Annotated in this window: 22 protein-coding genes; 18 read left to right on the plus strand and 4 right to left on the minus strand. The window is 59.3% G+C overall.

All coding sequences use genetic code 11. The features are described 5' to 3' along the window. Window positions 1-76: 76 nt before the first annotated feature. The 3 genes from ACMCNM_RS08875 to ubiG form a co-directional block, all read right to left on the minus strand. Window positions 77-817 carry a YciK family oxidoreductase gene (locus ACMCNM_RS08875; RefSeq protein ID WP_027595944.1) on the minus strand — a complete coding sequence of 247 codons (741 nt, stop codon included), beginning with the start codon at window positions 815-817 and terminating at the stop codon, window positions 77-79. Between the two features lie 148 nt (window positions 818-965). After that, window positions 966-1,637, minus strand: a complete 672-nt coding sequence (gene mupP / locus ACMCNM_RS08880; protein ID WP_027595945.1) for an N-acetylmuramic acid 6-phosphate phosphatase MupP — start codon at window positions 1,635-1,637, stop codon at window positions 966-968. A gap of 2 nt (window positions 1,638-1,639) precedes the next feature. Then, on the minus strand, window positions 1,640-2,338 hold the full coding sequence (gene ubiG / locus ACMCNM_RS08885; RefSeq protein WP_027595946.1) for a bifunctional 2-polyprenyl-6-hydroxyphenol methylase/3-demethylubiquinol 3-O-methyltransferase UbiG: 699 nt from the start codon (window positions 2,336-2,338) through the stop codon (window positions 1,640-1,642). A 110-nt stretch (window positions 2,339-2,448) separates the two neighbouring features. Here ubiG and mtnA point away from each other — a divergent pair, with 110 nt between their 5' ends. The 7 genes from mtnA (at window position 2,449) to rpsA (ending at window position 14,120) form a co-directional block, all read left to right on the plus strand. Beyond that, window positions 2,449-3,525, plus strand: a complete 1,077-nt coding sequence (mtnA, locus tag ACMCNM_RS08890) for an S-methyl-5-thioribose-1-phosphate isomerase (RefSeq protein ID WP_085272800.1) — start codon at window positions 2,449-2,451, stop codon at window positions 3,523-3,525. 498 nt (window positions 3,526-4,023) lie between these two features. Then, entirely contained in the window at window positions 4,024-6,786 is a 2,763-nt protein-coding gene (gene gyrA / locus ACMCNM_RS08895) for a DNA gyrase subunit A (protein WP_027595948.1), read from the plus strand. Between the two features lie 271 nt (window positions 6,787-7,057). Beyond that, window positions 7,058-8,143 (plus strand): 3-phosphoserine/phosphohydroxythreonine transaminase, encoded by a 1,086-nt coding sequence (gene serC / locus ACMCNM_RS08900; RefSeq protein ID WP_085272802.1) that lies wholly within the window; start codon window positions 7,058-7,060, stop codon window positions 8,141-8,143. After that, window positions 8,143-9,237, plus strand: a complete 1,095-nt coding sequence (pheA, locus tag ACMCNM_RS08905; protein WP_027595950.1) for a prephenate dehydratase — start codon at window positions 8,143-8,145, stop codon at window positions 9,235-9,237. Before serC ends, pheA begins: the two co-directional genes overlap by 1 nt. 159 nt (window positions 9,238-9,396) lie before the next feature. Continuing rightward, a complete protein-coding gene (locus ACMCNM_RS08910) occupies window positions 9,397-11,637 on the plus strand; it encodes a bifunctional prephenate dehydrogenase/3-phosphoshikimate 1-carboxyvinyltransferase (RefSeq protein ID WP_412764226.1) in 2,241 nt (746 codons plus the stop codon). Further along, window positions 11,634-12,320: a (d)CMP kinase gene (gene cmk, locus ACMCNM_RS08915; protein ID WP_099428556.1), complete on the plus strand. Its 687-nt coding sequence runs from the start codon at window positions 11,634-11,636 to the stop codon at window positions 12,318-12,320. Before ACMCNM_RS08910 ends, cmk begins: the two co-directional genes overlap by 4 nt. Window positions 12,321-12,443: 123 nt before the next feature. After that, on the plus strand, window positions 12,444-14,120 hold the full coding sequence (gene rpsA, locus ACMCNM_RS08920; protein WP_003252673.1) for a 30S ribosomal protein S1: 1,677 nt from the start codon (window positions 12,444-12,446) through the stop codon (window positions 14,118-14,120). Window positions 14,121-14,264: 144 nt separating this feature from the next. Here rpsA and ACMCNM_RS08925 read toward each other — a convergent pair whose 3' ends face one another. Then, complete coding sequence (locus tag ACMCNM_RS08925; RefSeq protein WP_339550114.1) at window positions 14,265-14,720, minus strand: REP-associated tyrosine transposase; 456 nt, start codon at window positions 14,718-14,720, stop codon at window positions 14,265-14,267. A gap of 568 nt (window positions 14,721-15,288) precedes the next feature. On the opposite strand from ACMCNM_RS08925, the gene ihfB reads away from it, so the two are divergent. The 11 genes from ihfB to ACMCNM_RS08980 all read left to right on the plus strand — a co-directional run bounded on the left by ihfB (window position 15,289) and on the right by ACMCNM_RS08980 (window position 26,369). Continuing rightward, window positions 15,289-15,585 carry an integration host factor subunit beta gene (ihfB, locus tag ACMCNM_RS08930; RefSeq protein ID WP_003252675.1) on the plus strand — a complete coding sequence of 99 codons (297 nt, stop codon included), beginning with the start codon at window positions 15,289-15,291 and terminating at the stop codon, window positions 15,583-15,585. 18 nt (window positions 15,586-15,603) lie between these two features. Then, on the plus strand, window positions 15,604-15,867 hold the full coding sequence (locus tag ACMCNM_RS08935; RefSeq protein WP_027595953.1) for a lipopolysaccharide assembly protein LapA domain-containing protein: 264 nt from the start codon (window positions 15,604-15,606) through the stop codon (window positions 15,865-15,867). Between the two features lie 103 nt (window positions 15,868-15,970). Then, the gene (locus ACMCNM_RS08940; protein WP_412764227.1) at window positions 15,971-17,410 is read left to right on the plus strand and encodes an MBL fold metallo-hydrolase RNA specificity domain-containing protein; all 1,440 of its coding nucleotides are present in this window, start codon (window positions 15,971-15,973) and stop codon (window positions 17,408-17,410) included. A 248-nt stretch (window positions 17,411-17,658) separates the two neighbouring features. After that, window positions 17,659-18,708 (plus strand): LPS O-antigen chain length determinant protein WzzB, encoded by a 1,050-nt coding sequence (locus ACMCNM_RS08945; RefSeq protein ID WP_186682301.1) that lies wholly within the window; start codon window positions 17,659-17,661, stop codon window positions 18,706-18,708. Window positions 18,709-18,824: 116 nt separating this feature from the next. Continuing rightward, window positions 18,825-20,042: a glycosyltransferase family 2 protein gene (locus ACMCNM_RS08950; RefSeq protein WP_186682303.1), complete on the plus strand. Its 1,218-nt coding sequence runs from the start codon at window positions 18,825-18,827 to the stop codon at window positions 20,040-20,042. A gap of 13 nt (window positions 20,043-20,055) precedes the next feature. Continuing rightward, on the plus strand, window positions 20,056-21,540 hold the full coding sequence (locus ACMCNM_RS08955; protein ID WP_412764228.1) for an oligosaccharide flippase family protein: 1,485 nt from the start codon (window positions 20,056-20,058) through the stop codon (window positions 21,538-21,540). A gap of 38 nt (window positions 21,541-21,578) precedes the next feature. Further along, on the plus strand, window positions 21,579-22,436 hold the full coding sequence (locus ACMCNM_RS08960; protein WP_186682307.1) for a dTDP-4-dehydrorhamnose reductase family protein: 858 nt from the start codon (window positions 21,579-21,581) through the stop codon (window positions 22,434-22,436). Window positions 22,437-22,455: 19 nt separating this feature from the next. Beyond that, the gene (locus ACMCNM_RS08965; protein ID WP_186682309.1) at window positions 22,456-23,469 is read left to right on the plus strand and encodes a polysaccharide biosynthesis protein; all 1,014 of its coding nucleotides are present in this window, start codon (window positions 22,456-22,458) and stop codon (window positions 23,467-23,469) included. Between the two features lie 60 nt (window positions 23,470-23,529). Further along, complete coding sequence (locus ACMCNM_RS08970) at window positions 23,530-24,336, plus strand: glycosyltransferase family 2 protein (protein ID WP_265968861.1); 807 nt, start codon at window positions 23,530-23,532, stop codon at window positions 24,334-24,336. After that, window positions 24,333-25,385, plus strand: coding sequence for an EpsG family protein (locus tag ACMCNM_RS08975; RefSeq protein WP_412764229.1), 1,053 nt, complete (start codon window positions 24,333-24,335; stop codon window positions 25,383-25,385). Before ACMCNM_RS08970 ends, ACMCNM_RS08975 begins: the two co-directional genes overlap by 4 nt. A 36-nt stretch (window positions 25,386-25,421) precedes the next feature. Continuing rightward, on the plus strand, window positions 25,422-26,369 hold the full coding sequence (locus ACMCNM_RS08980) for an NAD-dependent epimerase/dehydratase family protein (protein WP_339550126.1): 948 nt from the start codon (window positions 25,422-25,424) through the stop codon (window positions 26,367-26,369). Window positions 26,370-26,381 lie beyond the last annotated feature (12 nt).

Consider the following 26,381-nt stretch of genomic DNA (forward strand, 5'->3'; position numbering starts at 1 on the left):
TCACCAAGCCAGAAGGCAATGAAACCCCTGTGGGAGCCGGCTTGCCGGCGATAGGGCCAGTGCAGGCCACCCAAAATCACTGGGCGTTGAACGCCTGCCCATTCACCCCAGTGCTGTCTGGCCCCATCAGGTACAGGTACACCGGCATGATCTCTTCAGGCAGCGGGTTGTTCTGCGGGTTCTCGCTCGGGTAAGCCTGGGCCCGCATCGCCGTGCGTGTGGCGCCCGGGTTGATGCTGTTGGAGCGCACCGGCGCAACCCCTTCCAGTTCGTCGGCCAAGGTCTGCATCAGGCCTTCGGTGGCGAACTTCGACACCCCGTAGGCGCCCCAGTAGGCCCGGCCTTTGCGCCCGACGCTGCTGGAGGTGAACACCACCGAGGCGTCCTCCGACAGCTTGAGCAGCGGCAGCAGGGTGCTGGTGAGCATGAAGGTGGCATCGACGTTGATGTGCATTACGCGCATGAAGTTGTCACCCGACAACTGCTCCAGGGGCGTGCGCGGGCCGATGATCGAGGCGTTGTTGAGCAGGCCATCCAGGCGCCCGAACTGGTCTTCGATCATGACCGCCAGCTCGTCGTACTGGTGGGGCAGGGCGGTTTCCAGGTTGAACGGGATCACCACCGGTTGTGGGTGCCCGGCGGCCTCGATCTGGTCGTAGACCTCGTTGAGGTTGGCCTCGGTCTTGCCCAGCAGCAGCACGGTGGCACCGAGCGCGGCGTAGGCCTTGGCAGCGGCGGCGCCGATGCCGCGGCCGGCTCCGGTGACCAGGATGACCCGGCCTTGCAGCAGGTCGGGGCGGGCGGTGTAGTCGAACATCAGATTTTTCCCTTGTTCATTGGGCAGCGCCGATCATTGTGGGAGCGGGCTTGCCCCGCGAAGCAGGCGGCGCGGAGGATGGCACGGGCTTCGCCCGCGTTCGCGGGGCAAGCCCGCTCCCACAGGCCCTGCTGACTTCAGGTCTTGATCAGCAGCCGCACAGCGCGCTGTCGATCACCTTGCGCAGTTCCAGCGGGTGGTCCACCACCACGTCGGCACCCCAGTTGTTCGGGTTGTCCTCTGGATGAATATAGCCGTAGCGCACCGCCGCCGTGCGGGTGCCGGCATCGCGGCCAGACTCGATGTCGCGCAGGTCGTCGCCGACGAACAGCACGCTGGCCGGGTCCAGGTTCAAGGTTTTGCAGGCCAGGATCAGCGGCTCGGGGTCGGGCTTGCTGTTTTTCACGTGGTCCGGGCAGATCAGCAGCGCCGAGCGCTCGGCCAGGCCCAGGCGCTGCATGATCGGCTCGGCAAAACGTACCGGCTTGTTGGTGACCACGCCCCACAGCAGGTTGCCTTTCTCGATGTCGGCCAGCAGCTCTGCCATACCGTCGAACAGCTTGCTGTGCACCGCGCAGTCGCGCTGGTAGCGCTCGAGAAACTCCAGGCGCAGGGCCTCGAAGCCTTCGGCCTCCGGGTCCATGGCGAAGGTGGTGGCGACCATGGCACGGGCACCGCCGGAAATCACCCCGCGAATCAGGTTGTCGTCCACGGCCGGCAAGCCGCGCTCGGCGAGCATGGCCTGGCAGATAGCGATGAAGTCCGGCGCCGTGTCGAGCAGGGTGCCGTCCATGTCGAAGAGTACTGCTCGCAAACGCATGCTCATTCCTCGCGCAGGGTCTGGATCATGTAGTTGACGTCCACGTCGTTGCAAAGCTTGTAGTGCTTGGTCAGCGGGTTGTAGGTCAGGCCGATGATGTCCTTGACTTCAAGGCCGGCAACACGGCTCCAGGCGCCCAGCTCGGAGGGGCGGATGAACTTCTTGAAGTCGTGGGTGCCGCGCGGCAGCATCTTCAGGATGTACTCGGCGCCGACAATGGCCAGCAGGTAGGCCTTGGGGTTGCGGTTGATGGTGGAGAAGAACACCTGGCCGCCAGGCTTGACCATGCGGTAGCAGGCGCGAATCACCGATGACGGGTCGGGGACGTGCTCGAGCATTTCCAGGCAGGTGACCACGTCGAACTGCCCAGGCATCTCTTCGGCCAGTGCTTCGGCGGTGATCTGCCGGTATTCAACCTCGACGCCGGACTCCAACTGGTGCAACTGGGCCACCGCCAGCGGGGCCTCGCCCATGTCGATGCCGGTTACCGAGGCGCCACGCAGGGCCATGGATTCGCTGAGAATGCCGCCGCCGCAGCCCACGTCCAGCACTTTCTTGCCAGCCAGGCCGACCCGCTCGTCGATCCAGTTGACGCGCAACGGGTTGATTTCATGCAGCGGCTTGAACTCGCTTTCACGGTCCCACCAGCGGTGGGCCAAGGCTTCGAACTTGGCAATTTCGGCGTGGTCGACGTTGCTCATTTAAGAGTCCTCTGAAACTTCGCTAAATTGGGCCGGAGTATACCCGAGCGCTCAAGGCCGAGGGTCGCTATAATCGCCGGCTTTTGATATCCGAACGACGGGGAGAGGCGATGCGCGAGCGACTTTTGGCGGCGGAGAAGGTGACCGCGATCCGCTGGCAAGGCGGCGTTCTGCATCTGCTCGACCAGCGCCTGCTGCCCGCGCAGGAGGTCTGGCTGGCCTGCGACAATGTCGCGCAGGTGGTGGACGCGATCCGTGACATGGCTGTGCGCGGTGCGTCGGCCATCGGCATTGCCGCGGCCTACGGCCTGGTCCTCGCCCTGGAAGAGCGCCTGGCCGAGGGCGGCGACTGGGAGCAGGACCTGGAAGAAGACTTCCTCAGCCTGGCCGAGGCGCGCCCCACCGCCGCTAACTTGTTCTGGGCGCTGAACCGCATGCGCGAGCGCCTGCAGCGCTTGCGCCCGGAAGAAGACGTGCTGGCCGCGCTGCAAGCTGAGGCGGTAGCGATTCATGAAAGCGACCGTGAAGCCAACCTGACCATGGCCCAGTACGGCATCGAACTGATTCGCCGCCATCAGGGCAACGCCCAGACCCTGCTCACCTACGGCAATGCCGGCGCCCTGGCCAGTGGCGGTTTTGGCACCGCGCTGGGGGTGATCCGCGCGGGTTACCTGGAGGGCATGGTCGAGCGGGTGTATGCCGGCGAAACCCGCCCCTGGCTGCAAGGCTCGCGCCTGACCGCCTGGGAGTTGGCCAACGAGGGCATTCCGGTGACGTTGTGCGCCGATTCGGCCCTGGCCCACCTGATGAAGAGCAAGGGCATCACCTGGGTTGTGGTCGGTGCCGACTGCATCGCGGCCAATGGCGATGTGGCCAGCAAGATCGGCACCTACCAGCTCGCGGTCAGTGCCATGCACCACGGCGTGCGCTTCATGGTCGTGGCGCCGAGCACCAGCATCGACCTGAACCTGGCCACCGGCGAGGACATCCCCCTTGAAGAGCGCGATGCAGACGAGCTGCTGGATTACGCCGGCACCCGCGTGGCGCCGCAGGTGGAGGTGTTCAACCCGGTGTTCGACGTGACCCCGGCCGACCTGATCGACGTGATCGTGACCGAGAAGGGCATCGTTGAACGCCCGGATACCGCCAAGCTGGCTCAGTTGATGTGCCGCAAGCGTTTGCACTAGTTGGCGTGTGGCGGAAGAGTTTTAGCGCTCAGGAGACCGAGCGCCGCCCGCGCGGCGCATCGCGAGCAACGCTCGCTCCTACGTTTGTTTTCGGCCAATAACGCCTGTAGCAGGCGCGCGCGACCGCCTTGTATGTTCGGCGCGATATCGAGCCATACGCTAAGGCAATCGCGCGCGTTTACCCCAGAAATAATTGGCCCGAAACAAACGTAGGAGCGAGCGTTGCTCGCGATGCGCCGCGCGGGCGGCGCTCGATCTCATCGGCGACACAAAACCCACGGCGAACGCCTGTGCCACATCTCCCCACCCGCACTGCCTTTGTGATAACATCCGGCAGTTTCCAAGACCGCCCATCACGGCGGCCAAATTTGCGCAGATCCATGGCACAACTCATTGATTTGTCGTAAGTCGTCGCAGCACTGCGCGTCGCGACGGCGAGCTTCGTTCGGCCCTTGATGGCGCTGCGAAGTTTCACCAGAAAAAGGAATCAGGCTTCTCATGGGCGAACTGGCCAAAGAAATCCTCCCGGTCAATATCGAAGACGAACTGAGACAGTCTTACCTCGACTACGCGATGAGCGTGATTGTCGGGCGAGCGCTGCCCGATGCGCGTGACGGCTTGAAGCCCGTGCATCGTCGCGTTCTCTTTGCGATGAGCGAACTGGGCAACGACTGGAACAAACCGTACAAGAAGTCCGCCCGTGTGGTCGGTGACGTGATCGGTAAGTACCACCCGCACGGCGACACTGCGGTCTACGACACCATCGTGCGTATGGCCCAGCCGTTCTCGCTGCGTTACCTGCTGGTCGACGGCCAGGGCAACTTCGGTTCGGTCGACGGCGACAACGCCGCGGCCATGCGATACACCGAAGTGCGCATGGCCAAGCTGGCGCACGAGCTGCTGGCCGACCTGCACAAAGAAACCGTCGACTGGGTGCCCAACTACGACGGCACCGAGCAGATCCCGGCAGTCATGCCGACCCGTATTCCCAACCTGCTGGTCAACGGTTCCAGCGGTATCGCCGTAGGCATGGCGACCAACATCCCGCCGCACAACCTCGGCGAGGTCATCGACGGCTGCCTGGCGCTGATCGACAACCCGGATGTCACTATCGATGAGCTGATGCAGTTCATCCCTGGCCCAGACTTCCCGACTGCCGGCATCATCAACGGCCGCCAGGGCATCATCGAGGCCTACCGCACCGGCCGTGGCCGCATTTACATGCGTGCCCGTTCCGAAGTCGAAGACATCGACAAGGTCGGTGGCCGCCAGCAGATCGTCGTCACCGAGCTGCCGTACCAGCTGAACAAGGCGCGTCTGATCGAGAAGATCGCCGAGCTGGTCAAAGAGAAGAAGATCGAAGGCATTACCGAGCTGCGTGACGAGTCCGACAAGGACGGCATGCGCATCGTCATCGAGCTGCGTCGCGGCGAGGTGCCGGAGGTGGTGCTCAACAACCTCTACCAGCAGACCCAGCTGCAGAGCGTGTTCGGCATCAACGTCGTGGCCCTGATCGACGGCCGCCCGCGTCTGCTCAACCTCAAGGACCTGCTCGAAGCGTTCGTCCGCCACCGCCGTGAAGTGGTGACGCGCCGTACCGTGTTCGAGCTGCGCAAGGCCCGTGAGCGTGGCCACATCCTTGAAGGCCAGGCGGTCGCGCTGTCCAACATCGACCCGGTCATCGCCCTGATCAAGGCCTCGCCGACGCCGTCGGAAGCCAAGGAAGCGTTGATTTCCACTGCCTGGGAATCCAGCGCCGTGCAGGTCATGGTCGAGCGCGCCGGCGCCGATTCCTGCCGCCCTGAAGACCTCCCGGAGCAGTTCGGCCTGCGTGAGGGCAAATACTACCTGTCGCCGGAACAGGCCCAGGCGATTCTTGACCTGCGTCTGCACCGCCTGACCGGCCTGGAGCACGAGAAGCTGCTGGCCGAGTACCAGGAAATCCTCGAGCAGATCGGCGAACTGATCCGCATCCTCAGCAGCGCCGAGCGCCTGATGGAAGTGATCCGCGAAGAGCTCGAAGCCATCCGCGCCGAATACGGCGATGCGCGCCGCACCGAGATCCTCAACGCCAGCCACGACCTCAACTACGGCGACATGATCCCGGAAGAAGAGCGCGTGGTGACCATCTCCCACGGTGGCTATGCCAAGACCCAGCCACTGTCCGCCTACCAGGCCCAGCGCCGTGGCGGCAAGGGCAAGTCGGCGACCGGCGTGAAGGACGAGGACTACATCGAGCACCTGTTGGTCGCCAACAGCCACGCCACCCTGTTGCTGTTCTCCAGCAAGGGCAAGGTGTACTGGAAGAAGACCTACGAAATCCCCGAAGCGTCCCGTGCTGCGCGTGGCCGTCCGCTGGTCAACCTGCTGCCGCTGGAAGAGGGTGAGCGCATCACTGCGATGCTGCAGATCGACCTCGAGGCCCTGCAGCAAAGCGCCGACCTGGACGAAGAGCTGGACGAGGCCGATGACACCGTGCTCGAAGGTGAGCTGGTAGAAGCCGAGGAAGTCGACGAAGAAGACGGCGACACCCCGGAATGGTCTGCTGAGCCGACCGGTGCCTATATCTTCATGGCCACCGCTTCCGGTACCGTCAAGAAGACCCCGCTGGCCCAGTTTGCCCGCCCACGCACCAGCGGCCTGATCGCCCTGAAGCTGAAAGAAGGCGACACCTTGATTGCCGCGGCCATCACCGACGGCGCCAAGGAAGTCATGATGTTCTCCGACGCCGGCAAGGTGATCCGCTTCGCTGAAAGCGTGGTGCGCGAAATGGGCCGTACCGCCCGTGGTGTGCGCGGCATGAAGTTAGGCAAAGGGCAGCAGATCATTTCGATGCTGATCCCTGAGTCCGGTGCGCAGATCCTCACCGCGTCCGAGCGTGGCTACGGCAAGCGTACGCCGCTGTCCAAGTTCCCGCGTCGCGGCCGTGGTGGCCAGGGCGTGATCGCCATGGGTACCAAGGGGCGCAACGGTCTGTTGATCGGCGCTATCCAGGTTCAGGAAGGCGAAGAGATCATGCTCATCTCCGACCAGGGCACCTTGGTGCGCACGCGGGTTGGTGAAGTGTCCAGCCTGAGCCGTAACACCCAGGGTGTGACGTTGATCAAGCTGGCGGCTGACGAAACGCTGGTGGGCCTGGAGCGGATCCAGGAGCCTTCCGAAGAAGAGCTCGACGAACTGGTCGAGGCGGATGCGCAAGGCGAAGCGCCGGAGGCTGTCGATGACGACAGCGCGGGCGCCGAAGAGGCACCGCAAGAGTAAGCAAGCGCAACAACCCGAGCGGGGCGACCAAGGTCGCCCCGTTTGACTGATTACAGCAGGTAACGCTGGATCCTCCCATTGGGGGGGCGTTTTTTGTAGGAGCGGCCTTGTGTCGCGAAAGGGTTGCAAGGCAGCCCCCAGGATTTCAGCGACGCTGCAAAAAGCTGGGGGCCGCTTTGCGGCCCTTTCGCGACGCAAGGCCGCTCCTACAAAGAGCGGTGCGCGGCGTGCGAGAAACGATTTTGTTCTATTTGGCAGAGCGAGAGTGGATGTGAGCAAACGAGCCTTTAACTTCTGCGCAGGCCCTGCTGCGCTTCCTGACGCTGTCCTGCAGCGCGCCCAGGCCGAAATGCTGGACTGGCGCGGCAAGGGCTTGTCGGTGATGGAAATGAGCCATCGCAGCGACGATTACGTGGCCATCGCCGAGAAAGCCGAGCAGGACCTGCGTGACCTGTTGTCCGTCCCCTCCAACTACAAGGTCCTGTTCCTGCAGGGCGGTGCCAGCCAGCAGTTCGCCGAGATCCCGCTGAACCTGCTGCCGGAAAACGGTACCGCCGACTACGTCGAAACCGGTATCTGGTCGAAGAAGGCCATCGAGGAAGGGCGCCGTTTCGGCAACATCAATGTCGCCGCCAGCGCCAAGCCTTACGACTACCTCGCCATCCCAGGCCAGAACGACTGGAACCTGACCAAGAACGCTGCCTACGTGCACTATGCGTCCAACGAGACCATTGGTGGCCTGCAATTCGACTGGGTGCCAGAAACCGGTGACGTTCCGCTGGTGGTCGACATGTCGTCCGATATCCTCTCTCGCCCGATCGACGTCTCGCAGTACGGCCTGATCTACGCCGGCGCTCAGAAAAACATCGGCCCGAGCGGCCTGGTGGTGGTGATCGTGCGCGAAGACCTGCTGGGCCATGCCCGCAGCAGCTGCCCGACCATGCTCGACTACAAGGTGTCGGCCGACAACGGCTCGATGTACAACACCCCGGCCACCTATTCCTGGTACCTCTCGGGCCTGGTGTTCGAGTGGCTCAAGGAGCAGGGTGGCGTCGAGGCCATGGAGCAGCGCAACCGCGCCAAGAAAGACCGTCTGTACAGCTTCATCGACGCCAGCGACTTCTACACCAACCCGATCAGCGTCAACGCCCGTTCGTGGATGAACGTGCCGTTCCGCCTGGCCGACGAGCGCCTGGACAAGGCCTTCCTGGCCGGCGCCGACGCCCGTGGCTTGCTCAACCTCAAGGGCCATCGTTCGGTCGGCGGCATGCGTGCCTCGATCTACAACGCCCTGGGCCTGGAAGCGGTTGAAGCGCTGGTTGGCTATATGGCTGAATTCGAGAAGGAGCACGGCTGATGTCCGAACACGAGCTCAAGGCGCTGCGCGTGCGCATCGACAGCCTCGACGAGAAGATCCTCGAGCTGATCAGCGAGCGCGCCCGTTGCGCCCAGGAAGTGGCGCGGGTCAAGACCGCCTCGCTCGCCGAAGGTGAAAAGCCGGTGTTCTACCGCCCCGAGCGTGAGGCTGCGGTACTCAAGCGGGTCATGGAGCGCAACAAGGGGCCGCTGGGCAACGAAGAGATGGCGCGGCTGTTCCGCGAAATCATGTCGTCCTGCCTGGCCCTGGAAGAGCCGCTGAAAATCGCCTACCTGGGCCCTGAAGGTACCTTCACCCAGGCAGCGGCGATGAAGCATTTCGGCCATGCCGTAATCAGCCGCCCAATGGCGGCCATTGACGAAGTGTTCCGCGAAGTGGCGGCCGGTGCGGTCAACTTCGGCGTGGTGCCGGTGGAAAACTCCACCGAGGGCGCGGTCAGCCACACCCTGGACAGCTTCCTTGAGCACGACATGGTGATCTGCGGTGAAGTCGAGCTGCGCATCCACCACCACCTGCTGGTGGGTGAGAGCACCAAGACCGACAGCATCACCCGCATCTACTCCCACGCCCAGTCGCTGGCCCAGTGCCGCAAGTGGCTGGATGCGCACTACCCGAACGTGGAGCGCGTGGCAGTTTCGAGCAACGCCGAAGCGGCCAAGCGGGTCAAGGGTGAGTGGAATTCGGCAGCGATCGCCGGTGATATGGCGGCGAACCTGTACGGCCTGACCCGTCTGGCCGAGAAGATCGAAGACCGTCCAGACAACTCGACGCGCTTCCTGATGATCGGTAACCAGGAAGTACCGCCGACCGGCGACGACAAGACCTCGATCATCGTCTCGATGAGCAACAAGCCGGGGGCCTTGCACGAGCTGCTGGTGCCGTTCCACGAGAACGGTATCGACCTGACCCGCATCGAGACGCGCCCGTCGCGCAGCGGCAAGTGGACGTACGTGTTCTTCATCGACTTCGTCGGCCACCACCGCGACCCGTTGATCAAGGCAGTGCTGGAGGCGATCAGCCAAGAGGCTGTGGGGCTGAAGGTGCTGGGGTCTTATCCGAAGGCGGTGCTGTAAATGAGCTTGCCGGGGCCGCTTTGCGCCCCATCGCGACGCAAGGCCGCTCCTACAGGGCCTGCGTGATACCTGTGGGCGCGGCCTTGTGTCGCGATGGGCTGCGAAGCGGCCCCCTGCGGTCTCACAGACTGTCTTGATTTCTGAACAGGGTTCGCACTCGTGGTAAATGCAGTAACAACCAAACCCGCACCGCTCATCGGTCGCCTCGTCGTCGTAGGCCTGGGCCTGATCGGCGGCTCCTTCGCCAAGGGCTTGCGCGAAAGCGGCCTGTGCCGCGAAGTGGTCGGCGTCGACCTGGATGCCCCCTCGCGCAAGCAGGCCGTGGCCCTGGGTGTGGTCGACCGCTGTGAAGAAGACCTCGCCGCCGCCTGTGTCGGTGCTGATGTCATCCAGCTGGCCGTGCCGATCCTGGCCATGGAAAAGCTGCTGGCGCGCCTGGCACAGCTCGACCTGGGCGATGCCGTCATCACCGATGTCGGCAGTGCCAAGGGCAATGTGGTGCGCGCCGCCCGTGAAGTCCTGGGTGAGCGCCTGTCGCGCTTCGTCCCCGGCCACCCGATTGCCGGTTCCGAGCAGAGCGGGGTAGAGGCCTCCAACGCCGCCCTGTTCCGTCGCCACAAGGTCATCCTCACGCCGCTGCCGGACACCGACCCCGCCGCCCTGGCCACGGTAGACCGCCTGTGGCGCGCATTGGATGCCGATGTCGAGCACATGCCGGTCGAGCGCCATGACGAAGTCCTGGCCGCCACCAGCCACCTGCCGCACTTGCTGGCCTTCGGCCTGGTCGATTCGCTGGCCAAGCGCAATGAAAACCTCGAGATCTTCCGGTACGCTGCGGGAGGCTTCCGCGATTTCACGAGAATCGCCGGCAGCGACCCGACCATGTGGCACGACATCTTTCTCGCCAACCGCGAAGCCGTCCTGCGCACGCTTGATACATATCGCAGCGATCTCGACGCCTTGCGCGACGCGATCGATGCAGGGGACGGGCACCAGCTGCTGGGTGTATTCACCCGCGCACGCGTTGCCCGCGAGCATTTCAGTAAAATCCTGGCCCGCCGGGCCTATGTGGACGCTATGAACGCCAACGATCTGATTTTCCTGGCCCAACCGGGTGGCCGCCTGACCGGGCGAATCCGCGTACCGGGCGACAAGTCGATTTCTCACCGCTCGATCATGCTCGGCTCGCTGGCCGAAGGCACGACCGAGGTCGAAGGGTTCCTCGAAGGTGAGGATGCGCTGGCGACCTTGCAAGCCTTCCGTGACATGGGGGTGGTCATCGAAGGCCCGAACCAGGGTCGCGTAACCATCCATGGGGTCGGCCTGCACGGCCTCAAGCCGCCACCTGGGCCGATCTACGTGGGTAACTCCGGCACCTCGATGCGCTTGCTCTCTGGCCTGTTGGCCGGTCAGCCGTTCGACGTGACCATGACCGGTGATGCCTCGCTGTCCAAGCGCCCGATGAACCGCGTGGCCAACCCGCTGCGCGAAATGGGCGCAGTGGTCGAGACTGGCCCTGAAGGCCGTCCGCCATTGACCATCCGTGGTGGCAACAAGCTCAAGGCGCTGACCTACACGCTGCCGATGGCCAGTGCCCAGGTCAAATCGTGCCTGCTGCTGGCCGGTCTGTATGCCGGAGGCAAGACCACTGTCACCGAACCTGCACCGACCCGTGACCACACCGAGCGCATGCTGCGCGGCTTTGGTTATGCGGTTGAGTCCAATGGCCCGGTGGCTTCGCTGCAGTCTGGCGGCAAGCTGACGGCAACCCGCATCGAAGTGCCTGCCGATATTTCGTCGGCGGCGTTCTTCCTGGTCGCGGCCTCGATCGCTCAAGGCTCGGAGCTGGTGCTCGAGCATGTCGGCATCAACCCGACCCGTACCGGCGTGATCGACATTCTGCGCCTGATGGGCGGCGACATCACCCTGGAAAACCAGCGTGAAGTGGGTGGTGAGCCGGTGGCCGACCTGCGTGTGCGCGGTGCTCAGCTCAAGGGTATCGATATCCCCGAAAACCTGGTGCCGCTGGCCATCGACGAGTTCCCGGTACTGTTCGTTGCCGCGGCCTGTGCCGAAGGGCGCACCGTGCTGCGTGGCGCCGAAGAGCTGCGGGTCAAGGAATCCGACCGCATCCAGGTCATGGCCGATGGGCTGATCAGCCTGGGCGTGAAGTGCGAACCGACCCCGGACGGCATCATCATCGACGGCGGCCAGATCGGCGGCGGCGAAGTGCACGGCCACGGTGACCACCGTATCGCCATGGCCTTCAGCGTTGCCTCGCTGCGTGCCACTGCGCCGATTCGCATCCATGACTGCGCCAACGTCGCCACCTCGTTCCCTAACTTCCTGGCGCTGTGTGCCGAAGTCGGTATCCGCGTGGCTGAAGAGGGCAAGTCGTGAATTCGCAAGCAACAGTCATCACCATCGACGGGCCAAGCGGCTCGGGCAAGGGCACGGTCGCCGGTCTGCTGGCTCGCGAGCTGGGCTGGCGCCTGCTGGACTCCGGCGCGCTGTACCGTTTGCTGGCGTTCAATGCCAACAATCACGGCGTCGACCTGACCAACGAAGAGCTGCTCAAGCAACTTGCCGCCCATCTGGATGTGCAGTTCATCGCGGCCGAGCCCGGTAAGCTGCAACAGATCATCCTCGAGGGTGAGGACGTCAGCAGTGTCATCCGCACCGAAACCGTTGGCGCAGGCGCCTCGATGGTGGCCTCGCTGCCTGCCGTGCGGGACGCGTTGCTGTTGCGTCAGCGTGCATTCCGCGAGACTCCGGGCCTGATCGCCGATGGTCGCGACATGGGTACCGTGGTGTTCCCGGACGCGCCCTTGAAGATTTTCCTGACCGCCAGCGCCGAGGAACGGGCACGTCGTCGTTACCTGCAGTTGAAGGGCAAAGGCGAAGATGTTAGTCTGTCGAGTCTGCTGGATGAGATTCGTGCACGTGATGAGCGTGACACCCAACGTGCAGTGGCCCCGCTGAAACCAGCGGCCGATGCCATTCAGTTGGACTCTACCGAGTTGTCCATCGAGCAGGTGTTGCAACGTATCAGGAGTGAGATCGCGCTTCGCGACCTTCACTGATAGCCAGGAGAGCAGGCAGGTGCACCAGTCAACGTCCTGTCGGCTTTCCTTTAAATAACGAAACCCACATTGTCTGGAATGTGGCGATGGGCGTCTGTTTCGCCCGAATCTACAGGAATTAAAATGAGCGAAAGCTTTGCAGAACTCTTTGAAGAAAGCCTGAAAACCCTCAATCTTCAGCCGGGTGCGATCATCACCGGTATCGTTGTCGACATCGACGGCGACTGGGTTACCGTACACGCTGGCCTGAAGTCCGAGGGCGTCATCCCGCTCGAGCAGTTCTACAACGAAGCTGGCGAGCTGACCATCAAGGTCGGTGACGAAGTTCACGTTGCGCTGGACGCGGTCGAAGACGGCTTTGGCGAAACCAAACTGTCCCGTGAAAAAGCCAAGCGCGCCGAGTGCTGGATTGTTCTGGAAGCAGCTTTCGCCGCCGAAGAAGTGGTCAAGGGCGTTATCAACGGTAAGGTTAAGGGCGGCTTCACTGTCGACGTTAACGGCATCCGTGCGTTCCTGCCGGGCTCCCTGGTTGATGTCCGCCCAGTGCGCGACACCACCCACCTGGAAGGCAAAGAGCTGGAATTCAAGGTCATCAAGCTCGACCAGAAGCGCAACAACGTTGTCGTTTCCCGTCGCAGCGTGCTGGAAGCCGAGAACTCCGCCGAGCGCGAAGCCCTGCTGGAAACCCTGCAGGAAGGCCAGCAAGTCAAAGGTATCGTCAAGAACCTCACCGACTACGGCGCATTCGTGGACCTGGGCGGTATCGACGGCCTGCTGCACATCACCGACATGGCCTGGAAGCGCATCAAGCATCCTTCCGAAATCGTTAACGTTGGCGACGAAGTCGACGTTCGCGTTCTGAAGTTCGACCGTGAGCGCAACCGCGTTTCGCTGGGTCTGAAGCAGATGGGCGAAGATCCGTGGGTTGCTATCACTGCCCGCTACCCAGAAGGTACTCGCGTACAAGCTCGCGTTACCAACCTGACCGACTACGGCTGCTTCGCTGAGCTGGAAGAAGGCGTTGAAGGTCTGGTACACGTTTCCGAAATGGACTGGACCAACAAGAACATCCACCCGTCGAAAGTCGTTCAGGTTGGCGACGAAGTGGAAGTCATGGTTCTGGACATCGACGAAGAGCGTCGTCGTATCTCCCTGGGCATCAAGCAGTGCAAGTCCAACCCATGGGAAGACTTCTCCGGCCAGTTCAACAAGGGTGACAAGATCACCGGTACCATCAAGTCGATCACCGACTTCGGTATCTTCATTGGTCTGGACGGCGGCATCGACGGCCTGGTTCACCTGTCCGACATCTCCTGGAACGAAACCGGCGAAGAAGCCGTACGTCGTTTCAAGAAGGGCGACGAGCTGGAAACCGTCATCCTGTCGGTCGACCCAGAGCGCGAGCGCATCTCCCTGGGCATCAAGCAGCTGGAAGACGATCCGTTCTCCAACTTCGTTGCTGTCAATGACAAGGGCGCTATCGTCAAGGGCATCGTGAAAGAAGTTGACGCCAAAGGCGCCATCGTCACCCTGGCCGACGACATCGAAGCCACTCTGAAAGCTTCCGAAATCAGCCGTGACCGCGTTGAAGACGCGCGTAACGTTCTGAAGGAAGGCGAAGAGATCGAAGCTAAGATCATCAGCGTTGACCGTAAGTCCCGCGTTATCAGCCTGTCGATCAAATCGAAAGACGACGCTGAAGAGCGCGAAGCTATCCAGAGCCTGAAAAACGCTCCGGAAGCTGCTGCCGACACCACCATGGCTGCGCTGCTGCGCGAAGCAATGGCCAAACAGAACTAAGTTCTGTTGGATCGGTAAGAAAAAGGGCGACCCTCGGGTCGCCCTTTTTTTATCTGTGATTTTTGTGGTGGTGCCTAAATCGAGCGGCCCGAATCAATCGTAGCGAGCGTTGCTCGCGATGCGCCGCGCGGGCGGCGCTCGATCTCAAACCCACACTGCATCCCAGTGCGGATAATCGCCAATCCTGGCGACCAATCCCGCCCTGACCGGATTGGCTATGATGTATCGGGCAACCCTCAAAACATCTTCATCTTGCCGCAAAGCCCGGTCGTGATAACCCGCCTGCCAGACCGGTGAAACCTTTATCCCTGCCTTGCGCAGTGCATGACTGGACCGGCTCTTTACGCGTTGCATAAGTACACTAAGCGTCACTTCCCCTAATTCAAGCAACCAATGCACATGGTCAGGCATCACAACCCAGGCTAATGATCGGCAGTGGTTTTTTTCTTCGGCATGGCGAAGGTTCTGGATAATCATGCGCGCTAAATGAAAGTCCTGAAACAGTGGCCGACGTTGGTGTGTGGCTGTGGTCAACATATAAAGCCTGCCTGGCTCAGAGTATCGTGCGCGGCGAAGCATGCAGCCATGAGGTTTGGGCATCGTGTTCTTCCGTGAACAAGGGTGTCCAATCAGCGTAGTTGCCGACCTGTGGCGCTGGGCGATGGAAGATTGTCAGCATGTAAATGCCATGAGTTGAATGGCTGGGTCAGTGGGGGCGTGGGGCGGCCATTTGACGTGAGTTGTGTGGTGGTGCGTAGATCGAGCGCCGCCCGCGCGGCGCATCGCGAGCAACGCTCGCTCCTACGTTTGTTTCGGGCCAATTATTCCTGGGGCATTGGCGCGCGGCCCCTTGGCGCATGGCTCGATATCGCGTCGAACAAACAAGGCGGTCGCGCGCGCCTGTCACAGGCGTTATTGGCCAAAAACAAACGTAGGAGCGAGCGTTGCTCGCGATGCGCCGCGCGGGCGGCGCTCGATCTACGCGTCACCCCAAAACTCACGACGTACCCCTTCAACCACGCGCATCCCAGCCAATCCGCGACAAATTTCTTTTTACTTCAATCTTGAATTTTTTTATTAAGTCAAGAACCGCCCTGTTCAAATCCCTCCCAGCGTGCTACAAACTGGTTAAGCAATGATCTAGCTGCTTGATAACGAAGGGAAAAATATGACGAAGTCGGAGCTGATCGAACGTATTGTCACCCATCAGGGGCTGCTCTCCTCGAAAGATGTGGAGTTGGCCATCAAGACCATGCTTGAGCAGATGTCGCAGTGCCTGGCGACGGGCGATCGCATCGAGATTCGCGGTTTTGGCAGCTTCTCGCTGCACTATCGCGCACCCCGTGTCGGTCGCAACCCCAAGACTGGCCAGTCGGTCAGCTTGGAAGGCAAGTTCGTGCCGCACTTCAAACCGGGCAAGGAATTGCGTGACCGGGTCAATGAAGAAGATGAGGCCGAGGCCTGATAAAAAAGGAGCAGTCTGATGCGTAACCTCAAGCGCGCCCTGGCGGCGTTGTTCGTGCTGCTGTTGGCGGCTGTGGTGCTGTTCTTCGTGCTCGAGAACCAGCAGGCAGTCTCGTTGGTCCTGTTTGGTTGGTCTGCCCCTGAAGTGCCGGTTGCGGTACTGGTACTGGCCGCGCTGGTCATCGGCTTGGCTATCGGCCCACTGCTCGGCGCCTACGGCGTGCAGCGCAGCAAGCGCAAAATTCGCGCTTCTGCCCGCCAAGCGGCATTAAGCGGTAATTGAGGCGGTTTCCTACTTCTATTGAGGAAAGTCTCACCTATGCCCGCATCGGCTGTCATGAAGTAATAGCACACTTCATTTTCGGCCCAGGCGAGTGTGCAGCAGCATGGATTTCCCCGTTCTTTCTCATCACGGCGCCACCCGAGGCGTAACTGGCTCTTGCCACCAGCTTCATCTTGGCCCCGCTATTAGCCTGCTGGTCGATTGCGGCCTGGAGCAGGGTGATGATGCATCGCCTGGCGCGGAGTCCGCGTCCCTGGGTTTGGGTGCGAGCTTCGAGGTGAGCAGTGTTCAGGCGCTGATCGTCACGCACGTGCATCTCGACCATGTCGGCCGCATCCCCGCGCTGCTGGCGGCGGGGTACCGAGGCCCCATTCTGTGCAGCGAGCCCTCTGCCAAGCTGCTTCCGCTGGTGCTGGAGGATGCCTACAGGCTGAGCATCAGCCGTGAACCGAAGCACGTGCAGCGCTATCTCGCGATGCTCAATGAACTGATCGTCCCGCTGCCTTTCGAGCAATGGCATGTTCTCATCGACCGACCTGGTCTTGGCTGCCGCATTCGCTTGCAGCGCGCCGGGCACCTACTGGGTTCAGCCTATGTCGAGTGTGACGTGGCGCGCGGGGAGGTCAACACCCGCTACGTGTTCTCCGGCGACCTAGGGCCCTCCACTAATCCCTTGCTGCGGCCAGTGCAGCCCGCAGAGCGCGCTGACGTGCTGGTGCTCGAAAGCACCTATGGTGATCGCCCGCACCCCAGTACCGACGACCGTCGAGAAAAACTGGGGGCAGTCATCGATCGGGCATTGGCGGATAACGGCACGATCCTTATTCCAGCCTTCAGCCTGGGGCGTACCCAGGAATTGTTGTACGAGCTCGAAGACATCCTTCATCGCAAGGCCCTGCTGAACGCGGGGCAAGCATCGGGTGATAATCCTCTTGATTGGTCACAATTACCCATCATTCTTGATTCACCCTTGGCTCAACGCATCACCGGCGTTTACCGCGACCTGCATGAATACTGGAATGAAGAAGCCCGGGCGCGGTTGGCTGAAGGGCGTGACCCGCTGGGCTTCGGTCAGCTGATCAGTGTGGATACCCATGCCAGGCATCAGCAGGTGGTGAATTACCTCAAGAGCACCGGGCGCCCGGCGATTGTCATAGCAGGCAACGGCATGTGCTCGGGTGGGCGAATCGTCAATTACCTCAAGGCCATGCTTGGGGATCCGAGGCATGAGGTGCTGTTCGTCGGGTATCAGGCCAAGGGCACGCCGGGGGCAGTGATCCAGGCCAGTGAAGGCGCGGAAGGGTTTGTGCAGATTGATCTGGATGGAGAGGCTTATGGGATTCGGGCGAAGGTGATGACGTTGAGTGGGTATTCGGGGCATGCGGATCAGCATGGCCTGCTCGAATTTGCCATGGGCGGCGCCACGTCGCCTGCCAAAGTGGTTTTGGTGCATGGGGAGCCAGCCGCAAAGGCGGCCTTGAGCCGAGCTCTACTCAGTCGGGCACAGGGAGCCAAGCAGCAAGTGGAGGTGAGCATTCCTTGAAAGCGGCAAGATGATCTGCGCGTTATCCGCTGTGCCAAGAAACTGATAGATTGTGCTTTCCTCGGTCGAATTAGAGCGAATGCTGTACTCTGATTCATAGTGGGGCAGGCTCGAATGCGGGCGGCTGGGTGACACATCGCCGCTGAGCTATGTCTTGATCCACCGATTTGGGTGGGTTGCTGAAAGTGGCTTTCCCTGGTTTGCCAGGGAATCGTGCAGATCGTCGGATTCAAGGATAACTAAAAGAAATGCGCAATGATCGTGAGCGCCTCGGTGAAGCGCGTGAGTATGATATTTTCGATTTGACCGAGGGGCTTTGGCGGCAACGCTTGCTGGTGCTGGTGGTCACTGTGTTGGTTGCGGCACTGGCAGTCGTCTACGCAATGCTGGCGACTCCGGTGTATGAGGCCAAGGTTCTTCTGCAGCCGCCACTGAGCAGTGATATCAGTCAGTTGAATGTCGGACGGGTGGGTGGTGATGATTTGCTCGCTCCCATTCGTGAGCGGGAGGTCGGCCAGATCTACCGGCGCAATCTGCAGTCAGATTCGTTGCGGCAAGCGTTTTTCGAGCAAGTTTACCTACCCAGTCTTGGTGAGGGGCTTGGTGCAGGTTCGGCTGGTCTTTACGCCAAATTCTATGGGCAGCTACAGGTGCTCAATGCTAATGAGGAGGAGGGCCGTTCTTCTGTTTCTGCACGTGCCGAGGATCCCCATCAAGCGGCTGATTGGGTTGTGAAGTATGCGGAGATGGCGGCTGAGCGAACCAAAAGTGAACTGATAAAAAAGGTCACTGCCGAGTTCAAGGTAGAGGCCGACAACCTACAGCGAGCTATCGATGCCGCGCGTGCCAATGCCTCACGTGAGCGTGAGGACCGGATTATCCAGTTGACGGAGGCGTTGCACACGGCGCGCTCCATCGGTCTTGAAAAGCCGCCAATTATTACCACCGGGTTGTCAGCGGAAGTCTCTTCGGGGATGAATGGCTCGCTGATGTATATGCGCGGAAGCAAAGCGCTGGAATCGGAAATCAAGAATTTGCAGGCGCGCGTGTCTGATGACCCGTTCGTGAGTAACTTGCGTGAGCGAGAACAAAAGGTGTCGTTCTATCGTTCGGTAACACTGACGCCTGATCAGTTTGAGGTGTATCGGCAGGATGGCGTAGTGGAGCCACCCGAAGCTCCAATCAAGCCTCGCAAGGCTTTGATTGTGGGGATCGGCGTGTTGGTTGGCTTGTTCATCGGCACATTCATCGCGCTCATTCGTGAGGCGTGGCGGTTCAGGCAAGCGCGCCAGGACTAGTGGTCAGCAGAGGTGCTGGTGGTGTGCGGCAATGAATAAACTGTCGAACACTGCTGGCCTGTGAAGCGTCGGCTCATAGTGCCGAAAACTCAAAAGACATAAGGCAGTGGTTGAGGATGAGTGAGCAATATCTAGTTTCCATTGTAGTGCCAACTCATAACCGTTCGAAGTACGCGATTCCCTGTGTGAAGAGCTTGCTCGAAATAAAGTCCGAGCGGCTACAGGTCGTGGTGCACGATACCAGTAACGATGATTGCCAGTTGGCTGCCTGGGCGGCGGATCAGGCGGACTCGAGATTGGTTTACGTCCATTGGAAAAGCCGTCTTTCCATGACCGAGAACCATGAGCGGGCCATGCAGTTGGCAGAGGGCGAGTACGTCTGCCTGATTGGTGATGATGATACTGTTTCGCAACGGATTCTCGAGGCGGCCGAATACGCAAAGGCTGAAAACGTCGACATGCTGACGCCGCGGGTTAAAGCCTTCTATTACTGGCCAGACTTTCGCACCAAGTTTTACGGTGCTGCGCATGCAGGGCGCATTTATCTGGAAACGTTTGGGCGGGGTGCCGAGACGCTGCAGGCTAGCAAGCAGTTGGACAAAGCACTCCATGAGGCATGCCAGGGCACCGATGCGCTGCCGAAGCTTTACCATGGCCTGGTAAGGCGTAACTTGCTGGACGAACTGCGTCGCCGCAGTGGAAAGATTTTCTTCGGGACTAGCCCCGACATGTCAGCGTCCGTTTCGCTTGCGATGATAGGCAAGACTTATTGCTTGCTCGATTTCCCCTTCACCATGCCAGGCGGTGGGGGTGGGAGTAACAGCGGGCGTAGCGCCATGGGCAAGCACAAGGGCAACTTGAAAGATGACCCTCATATGAAGCCCTTCACGGACTTGCAGTGGCCTGCTGAGTTGCCCATGTTCTTCAGTGTTGAGACTGTTTGGGCTCACGCTGCCTGGGCAACGCTGGAAGGTATGAAAGACGAAAAGCGGCAGTCGCAGTTCAACTTAGCGCGCCTTTATGCCTTGTGCCTTTTTTATCACCGTGACTACGCAAAAGAAATTTTTGCAGCGCGTCGGGCGGCTCAGGCAGGTGGCAATAGCCAGGTGGGCATGGTCCGGCTGGTTTCTGAGTTTGTATCCGTGGTTACAAAATATACCTTCTCCCGCCTGAAAAGGGTGATGAAGCCTAATGCCAGTAACGGGCGCGAAGTGGTTGGCGTGGTAGAAGATGTGTACCTCGCACGGCAGGCCCTGGACAATAAGCTGGAAGCAAGGTTGGCGGGGGCGGGCATCTGCACTTCATCGACGAGAACGCGCAGCGTGACAGAGTGATTGGTGGGAGGCAATGAAGATAGCTAATCTCTCGTCACTGCTGCTGGCCAGTTTTTCCGGAAAGCTCATCTATGCGTTGGCAAGTGTCATTTCATTGCCGCTGGCCGCTTATGTGCTTGGCGCAGAAGCGGTAGGCCTGGTAGGTTTTTTTACTACACTGCTGATGGTGTTGATGGTGCTGGAGGGCGGACTGACCAGTAACGTCATCCAGCGTTTGGCCAGGATCAGAGGCGTTGCGAGCGCTGACCGTTCAATGCGCTCGGTCAGGGCGCTGGTGAATACCTACCTGTTGGTCTTTTCTGCAGTGGGCTTGATTGCGGCGTGCGCGATATCGCTGGCGTCGCCGGCACTCGTGAGCCATTGGCTGAAGCTCACTGATATCAGCCAGGATCAAGCACTGTACGCCCTTTACTGCATGGCAATATTCATTGGCCTTAATTTGCCAGTGATGTTGCTGCAGGGCGTATTTGTAGGCAATGAACTGCAATACCCGCTGAACAAAGTGTACATCGTCTACTCGTTGATGCGTACCCTCGGCGTATTAGGGTTGGTTCATAGTGTTCCCGTCTTCGGTGGCGTGACGGGTTATTTTACACTTCAGGTTTTAATCCAGTTGATGTATGTCGCGACATTGATGTATGTGCTGTATCGTCGTGACTTGCTGGGGGCGGGTAGGGTTCACAAAAAATACGTTCTTAGCGGCTTGGCATTTAGTCGAGGGGTTTTTCTGATCTCCTTGACTTCGGTGATAACCGTGCAATATGACAAGTTGTTCATGAGCGGTGCGCTCGGCCTGCAAGACTATGCGTACTACAGCCTTGCCAGCACAATTGCAGGTTTTCCTTATATTTTTTCGACAGCTTTTAATACGGTGTTGTTCCCACGGTTCTCGCGGGACCTGCGTGTTGGTGAACTGGCGCGTATCGAAAAAGTATTTCGAGCTGCACTGGTACTGTTTGCGTTGATCATGACCATTATGTGCAGTGCGGTATTCTGGTATGCCGGCGCGGCCTTGCACATGATGTTCGAGCCGTTTTTGGCAGAGGGTATCGACACGGTAGTGCCTTGGCTGCTGGTGGGCACAGCACTGCAGTCCTTGTTGATCGTTCCTTTCTCGCTGCAGATGGCTGCGGGGTGGACGTCGCTTGCGTTCCGCTTAAACCTGGTTGCGGTGCCGATTATCTTGTTCGGCCTGCCAGCACTGGTGGCGAGCTTTGGGGCTGTTGGCGGTGCTTACAATTGGCTGCTTTACAACGCCTTTTCGTTTGGCTGTACGGTATATTTTACGTGTCGCCGATTTCCTTGGTTGCTGCCTGCTTATCGCGCGTGTCTATACGCTGCGTTGGTGACTGCCGTGATGGCGAATGGCTTATTCTTCCTGTGTTTCCAATGGTTGTCTGGCGCGGTGGCGGGCGTGGTGGGTGCATGCCTGGCTTCGGCGTTGCTGGCTGCATTGGGGGCATTTATCTTTCGCAAGCAGTTGGCTGGACTCAGGTGACATGAGCGTATAGTCTGTCTTGATTACGGAGAATTATAATGAAGATAGTTGTGCTGGGTGCTTCCGGGATGCTGGGTAATGCGGTGTTCAGGTACTTGGTGTCTGATCAGCGCTACACAGTATGGGGCACGGTACGTAGTTCCGCGTCGCTCAAGTATTTTTCTGCCAGTGAACGTGAACGTTTGGTGGTAGGGCTTGATGTGCTTAGCCAAGACGACCTGCTTGAATTCTTCATGCAGTATCGGCCGGATGTCGTTGTCAATTGCACTGGGCTGATAAAGCAACTTTCAACTGCAAATGACCCGCTCGCGGTATTGCCGATCAATGCGCTGCTGCCTCATCGTCTGCAGAAGCTCGCACAACTGATTGGTGCGCGGCTGGTTCATATTAGTACCGATTGTGTTTATGCCGGCACCCAGGGGCAGTACGTAGAGGCTGATGTTTCTGATGCTGAAGACCTGTACGGCAAGTCGAAGTACATCGGTGAAGTACATGATTCAGCGAACGCGATCACGTTGCGAACCTCGATCATTGGTCACGAGCTGTCAGGGAGCAAGTCACTGGTGGACTGGTTCCTTTCTCAGTCCGGCAGTGTCAAGGGTTACCAGAAGGCCATATTTTCAGGCCTGCCAACGGTTGAAATGGCGCGGGTCATTGCGGACTACGTGCTGCCCAATGCAGCGCTGAATGGCCTCTACCATGTGTCGGCGGAGGCGATTGATAAATACTCATTGTTGAAGTTGGTCGCTGAGAAATACGGTAAGACGATCGATATCGTGGCGGATGACGCGGTTGCTATTGATCGCTCGCTTGACTCGAGCCGGTTTCGTCAGGCGACAGGTTACCTGCCCCCGAGCTGGGCTGATCTGATCGTTAAGATGCGCGACTTTAAATAAGATATTTCAGGGCTTGGAAATGTTTAAAAATAAAGTATTGATGATTACGGGTGGTACTGGGTCGTTCGGCAATACAGTGCTTAAGCGGTTTCTCGATACCGATGTGAAAGAAATTCGGATTTTCAGTCGTGACGAGAAAAAGCAGGAAGACATGCGCATTGCCTTGGGTAATGACAAGGTCAAGTTCTACATTGGCGATGTGCGTGATTATTCCAGCCTGTTGCAAGCGATGGTCGGCGTGGATTACATCTTCCATGCTGCAGCGCTCAAGCAGGTGCCGTCTTGCGAGTTCTTCCCCATGGAGGCGGTCAAGACCAACGTGATGGGTACTGAGAATGTGCTCAACGCGGCAGTCGAGTGCAAAGTCAAGCGCGTGGTGGTATTGAGCACCGACAAAGCGGTGTACCCGATCAACGCGATGGGTATCTCCAAGGCGTTGGCGGAAAAACTGGTCATTGCCAAGTCCCGTATGATTCCTGCGAGTTCACAAACTGTCATTTGCGCTACCCGCTATGGCAACGTGATGGCGTCCAGGGGCTCGGTAATCCCCTTGTTTGTCAATCAGCTAAAAAGTGGCCAGCCGCTTACTATTACCGACCCCAATATGACGCGTTTCCTCATGTCGCTTGAGGACTCCGTCGACTTGGTGCTGCATGCATTCGAGCATTCCCAGCAAGGGGATATTTTTGTGCAGAAGGCGCCTGCTTCAACGGTGGGTGACCTGGCGACCGCCTTGCAACAATTGTTCAAGCTTAAGAATGAAATCAAGGTCATCGGCACGCGGCATGGCGAGAAGCTCTACGAGTCGCTGATATCGCGTGAAGAAATGGCCAAGGCCGAAGACATGGGCCGTTATTATCGCGTGCCTGCTGATAACCGAGATCTCAACTACGAAAAATATTCCTCCAATGGCGAGGAAGAAGTTTCCCATCTCGATGACTACACCTCACACAATACCGTGTTGTTGTCGATCGAAGAGATCAAGGAGACCTTGCTCAAGCTGGACTACATACAGCAAGAGCTGAAAGCCTGATCAACGTCGTGTGCCCGGTTGTTGGTGCTTTATTATTTGTCGGTGTGTTGGAGAAGTCGTTTGGCCGAGCTCAGTGCTGTCGTCAGTGTCAGTGTTGTTATCCCTTGTTATCGCTGCAAGGGTTCGATAGCGCGCGCGGTTGAGTCTGTGTTTGCTCAAACACTGAGGCCTGCTGAAGTTATCCTGGTTGACGACTGCAGCCCAGATGACACGCTTGAACAGCTGCACGCTGAAGCGAAGAGGTACCCGCCGGGCTGGGTAAAGGTCATTGCGCTGAAGAAAAATGGCGGCCCAGGCAATGCGCGGAATGCTGGCTGGGCAGAAGCCACTGGGAAGTACGTGGCGTTTCTTGATTCTGATGACAGCTGGCATATCAAGAAAACCGAGTTGCAATACCAGTGGCTTGAGCAGCATCCCGAGGTCGACTTGCTTGGCCAGCATTTTGCGGCAGGTCAGCGCAGCGAACCGTCGATTGACGATGTGCGTTTTATCCCCGTGACGGGACGCCAGTTGCTGCTGTCCAATCGCTTTTCCACCTCTTCTGTCATGATTCGGCAAGACGTGAAGTATAGATTCAAGCAGGGCATGCGTTACTGCGAAGATTACCAGTTGTGGTGTGATATCTGTTTCGGCGGTGGGGCATGCTTTAACGTGGATTACCCACTCGTCAACACCTTCAAGCCCGTGTACGGCGACTCAGGCCTGAGTGGTCAACTCTGGCGCATGGAGAGAGGCGAGTTGGCGGTGCACCTGTCGCTGCTCAAGCGCAGGTACATAGGCCTTCCTGCGTGCTTGCTCGCCGTTTCATGGTCACTCGGGAAGTTTGTTCGTCGCGTCATCAACTCATCGGTTCGAAGGACTCTATGATTTATATCGTCGGCTGGGGGATCATGCTGCTCGGGCTTATGGTTTCGGAGGTGGTCAAAAACCGAAGCCGTATCCCTGCTGCGGTGGTGATCGCTTTCGTGGCGATATTGGCTATTTTCCGGGGTGCGGTGGGTACGGACACAAACACCTACGAATTCTTGCTGGAGTCCGTGGACCCTGCGGCGTTCAGCGGCGGTGTAGAGCCTCTGTTCATGGTGTCCGGCTGGCTTTTCAAGACGGTCACGGGTTCTGCAGTGGGGGCGGTCAGGCTGTTTGCGCTTGTGTTATTTGGCGTGCTTTTCTATTTTCTGTTGCACTCGAATAGAAATGAACGCTTCTTCCTGTTGTCGTTTTTCCTGCCGTCATTCATCTATCAGTACAGCATGAATACCTTGCGCTTAGGCTTGGCCAGCGCCGTACTTCTGTTGGTGTTTCAGTACATTCGTCGGTACCGTTATTCACAACGCGCAGCGTTATCGATAGTTGCCTTGGCGTTTCATTACTCGTCCCTTTTCAATCTGGGGTTTTTGCTGGCACTGCGCATGCGCTGGACACGCTGGGCCAGCATGCTGGGGTTCGCCGTTTTCGTCGTCTGTGCGTTGCTGGTCGTGCTCTTGAATAACGACTACTTCTTGATGAAGCTGAACGCTTATCAGCAGGTCGCGTCGCCCGGGAGGTTTTCTGGGTTGAGCAAGGTCGTGCTGATTGCGGTGATGCTGTTGGCGGTCATCGCCTCACGTATGCCGCGGCCGGACAAGTTTAAATTGTTCGTTTTGGCGGTGCTGTTGACGGCGGCTTCGTTTGGCTTGGCGACCGTAAGCTACGCGGGTTTGCGCTTCCTTGATTTGCTGTCGTTTTCACTGCCATTGGCGGTCATGGTTGTTTATAACGACAACGATCTTGAATTCGACTGGGCGATAAAGTTGGGGCTTTCGCTGGTTGGGCTTATCTCGGTAGTGGCCAGTTACAGGAACTATTTGCAAGAGTCGGGGCAGGGGCCTAGCCCATTCCTGCCTTATCATTTTTTGGACTTGCTTGGTGGTGTCTAGGCTGCGGGCGCACAGGTGGAAAACGGGGGGGCGTAATTGAAGATATTAGTGTTGGGCGCAAACGGCTTTATTGGGTCGCGGTTGGTACGTCTTCTTAAGGAGCAGGCGCTCTCGATTCGTGTTCTGACCCGTAAGCCAGCGCTTTTTGATGCCACGCAGCTAGAGGTATTCGCCGGGGACCTGACTGACCCGCAGTTGAATGTGGATGACGTGCTCAGCGGCTGCGATGTCGTCATCAACTGCGCGGGCGAGATCAGAAATGAACAGCTGATGCCTGCGCTGCATGTTGACGCGGTCGAGCGTTTACTCACTGCCGTGGGCCGTGCGCGCAGCCGCACAGGGCGCGTGCGCTGGGTGCAGTTGAGTAGCGTCGGGGCATATGGCCCGGCGGCTGGCCGTGAGCGTATCGTCACCGAGCAGACGCCAGTCAACCCGCAGGGGACCTATGAAGTCACCAAGACCCAGGCTGATGAATTGATCATGTCTCACCCTGCGCTGCAGGGCGATTTCGCTGATTGGGCTATCCTTCGGCCCTCCAACGTTTTTGCAGACGACATGCCGAACGCTTCGATCCGGCAGCTGGGCGCGATGATTCGCAAGAAGTTGTTTTTTTACGTCGGCTACAAAGAGGCGATTGCCACGTACATTCATGCCGACGATGTTGCTGCCGCCCTCGTGCGCTGCGCCGTAGATCCGCGTGCCTCACGGCAACTCTACAACCTGTCGAATGATTGCCCGTTCAGCGAGGTGGTCAACGCCCTGGCCGCTGCCCAGGGGGTGTCATCGCCGCGTTTGAGGGTGCCGGAGGGGGTGGTGAGGCTCGCCGTGTGGGTGGCTGGCAAAGTCACGCGCTTGCCTCTGACACAGGGGCGAGTTGATGCCATGGTCAATAAAACCGCTTACCCGATAGGCAAAATACGCGACGAACTGAATTTTGTGCCGCGTTACAGCGTCCCAGCGCATATCAGCGAAGTGCTGAAATAAAATAGCGATGCG

It is taken from the genome of Pseudomonas sp. NGC7, assembly GCF_047159675.1.
Classification (GTDB): domain Bacteria; phylum Pseudomonadota; class Gammaproteobacteria; order Pseudomonadales; family Pseudomonadaceae; genus Aquipseudomonas; species Aquipseudomonas kermanshahensis.

Excerpts from the sequence above, each read along its gene's own strand:
- ACMCNM_RS08935 (WP_027595953.1), top strand. The coding sequence starts at position 15,604 with ATGCGTAACCTCAAGCGCGCCCTGGCGGCGTTGTTCGTGCTGCTGTTG.
- ACMCNM_RS08940 (WP_412764227.1), top strand. The coding sequence starts at position 15,971 with ATGGATTTCCCCGTTCTTTCTCATCACGGCGCCACCCGAGGCGTAACT.
- ihfB (WP_003252675.1), top strand. The coding sequence starts at position 15,289 with ATGACGAAGTCGGAGCTGATCGAACGTATTGTCACCCATCAGGGGCTG.
- ACMCNM_RS08960 (WP_186682307.1), top strand. The coding sequence starts at position 21,579 with ATGAAGATAGTTGTGCTGGGTGCTTCCGGGATGCTGGGTAATGCGGTG.
- ACMCNM_RS08975 (WP_412764229.1), top strand. The coding sequence starts at position 24,333 with ATGATTTATATCGTCGGCTGGGGGATCATGCTGCTCGGGCTTATGGTT.
- mtnA (WP_085272800.1), top strand. The coding sequence starts at position 2,449 with ATGCGCGAGCGACTTTTGGCGGCGGAGAAGGTGACCGCGATCCGCTGG.
- ACMCNM_RS08955 (WP_412764228.1), top strand. The coding sequence starts at position 20,056 with ATGAAGATAGCTAATCTCTCGTCACTGCTGCTGGCCAGTTTTTCCGGA.
- ACMCNM_RS08945 (WP_186682301.1), top strand. The coding sequence starts at position 17,659 with ATGCGCAATGATCGTGAGCGCCTCGGTGAAGCGCGTGAGTATGATATT.
- ACMCNM_RS08950 (WP_186682303.1), top strand. The coding sequence starts at position 18,825 with ATGAGTGAGCAATATCTAGTTTCCATTGTAGTGCCAACTCATAACCGT.
- ACMCNM_RS08965 (WP_186682309.1), top strand. The coding sequence starts at position 22,456 with ATGTTTAAAAATAAAGTATTGATGATTACGGGTGGTACTGGGTCGTTC.
- gyrA (WP_027595948.1), top strand. The coding sequence starts at position 4,024 with ATGGGCGAACTGGCCAAAGAAATCCTCCCGGTCAATATCGAAGACGAA.
- mupP (WP_027595945.1), bottom strand. The coding sequence starts at position 1,637 with ATGCGTTTGCGAGCAGTACTCTTCGACATGGACGGCACCCTGCTCGAC.
- ubiG (WP_027595946.1), bottom strand. The coding sequence starts at position 2,338 with ATGAGCAACGTCGACCACGCCGAAATTGCCAAGTTCGAAGCCTTGGCC.
- ACMCNM_RS08925 (WP_339550114.1), bottom strand. The coding sequence starts at position 14,720 with ATGCCCAAACCTCATGGCTGCATGCTTCGCCGCGCACGATACTCTGAG.
- pheA (WP_027595950.1), top strand. The coding sequence starts at position 8,143 with ATGTCCGAACACGAGCTCAAGGCGCTGCGCGTGCGCATCGACAGCCTC.
- rpsA (WP_003252673.1), top strand. The coding sequence starts at position 12,444 with ATGAGCGAAAGCTTTGCAGAACTCTTTGAAGAAAGCCTGAAAACCCTC.
- ACMCNM_RS08875 (WP_027595944.1), bottom strand. The coding sequence starts at position 817 with ATGTTCGACTACACCGCCCGCCCCGACCTGCTGCAAGGCCGGGTCATC.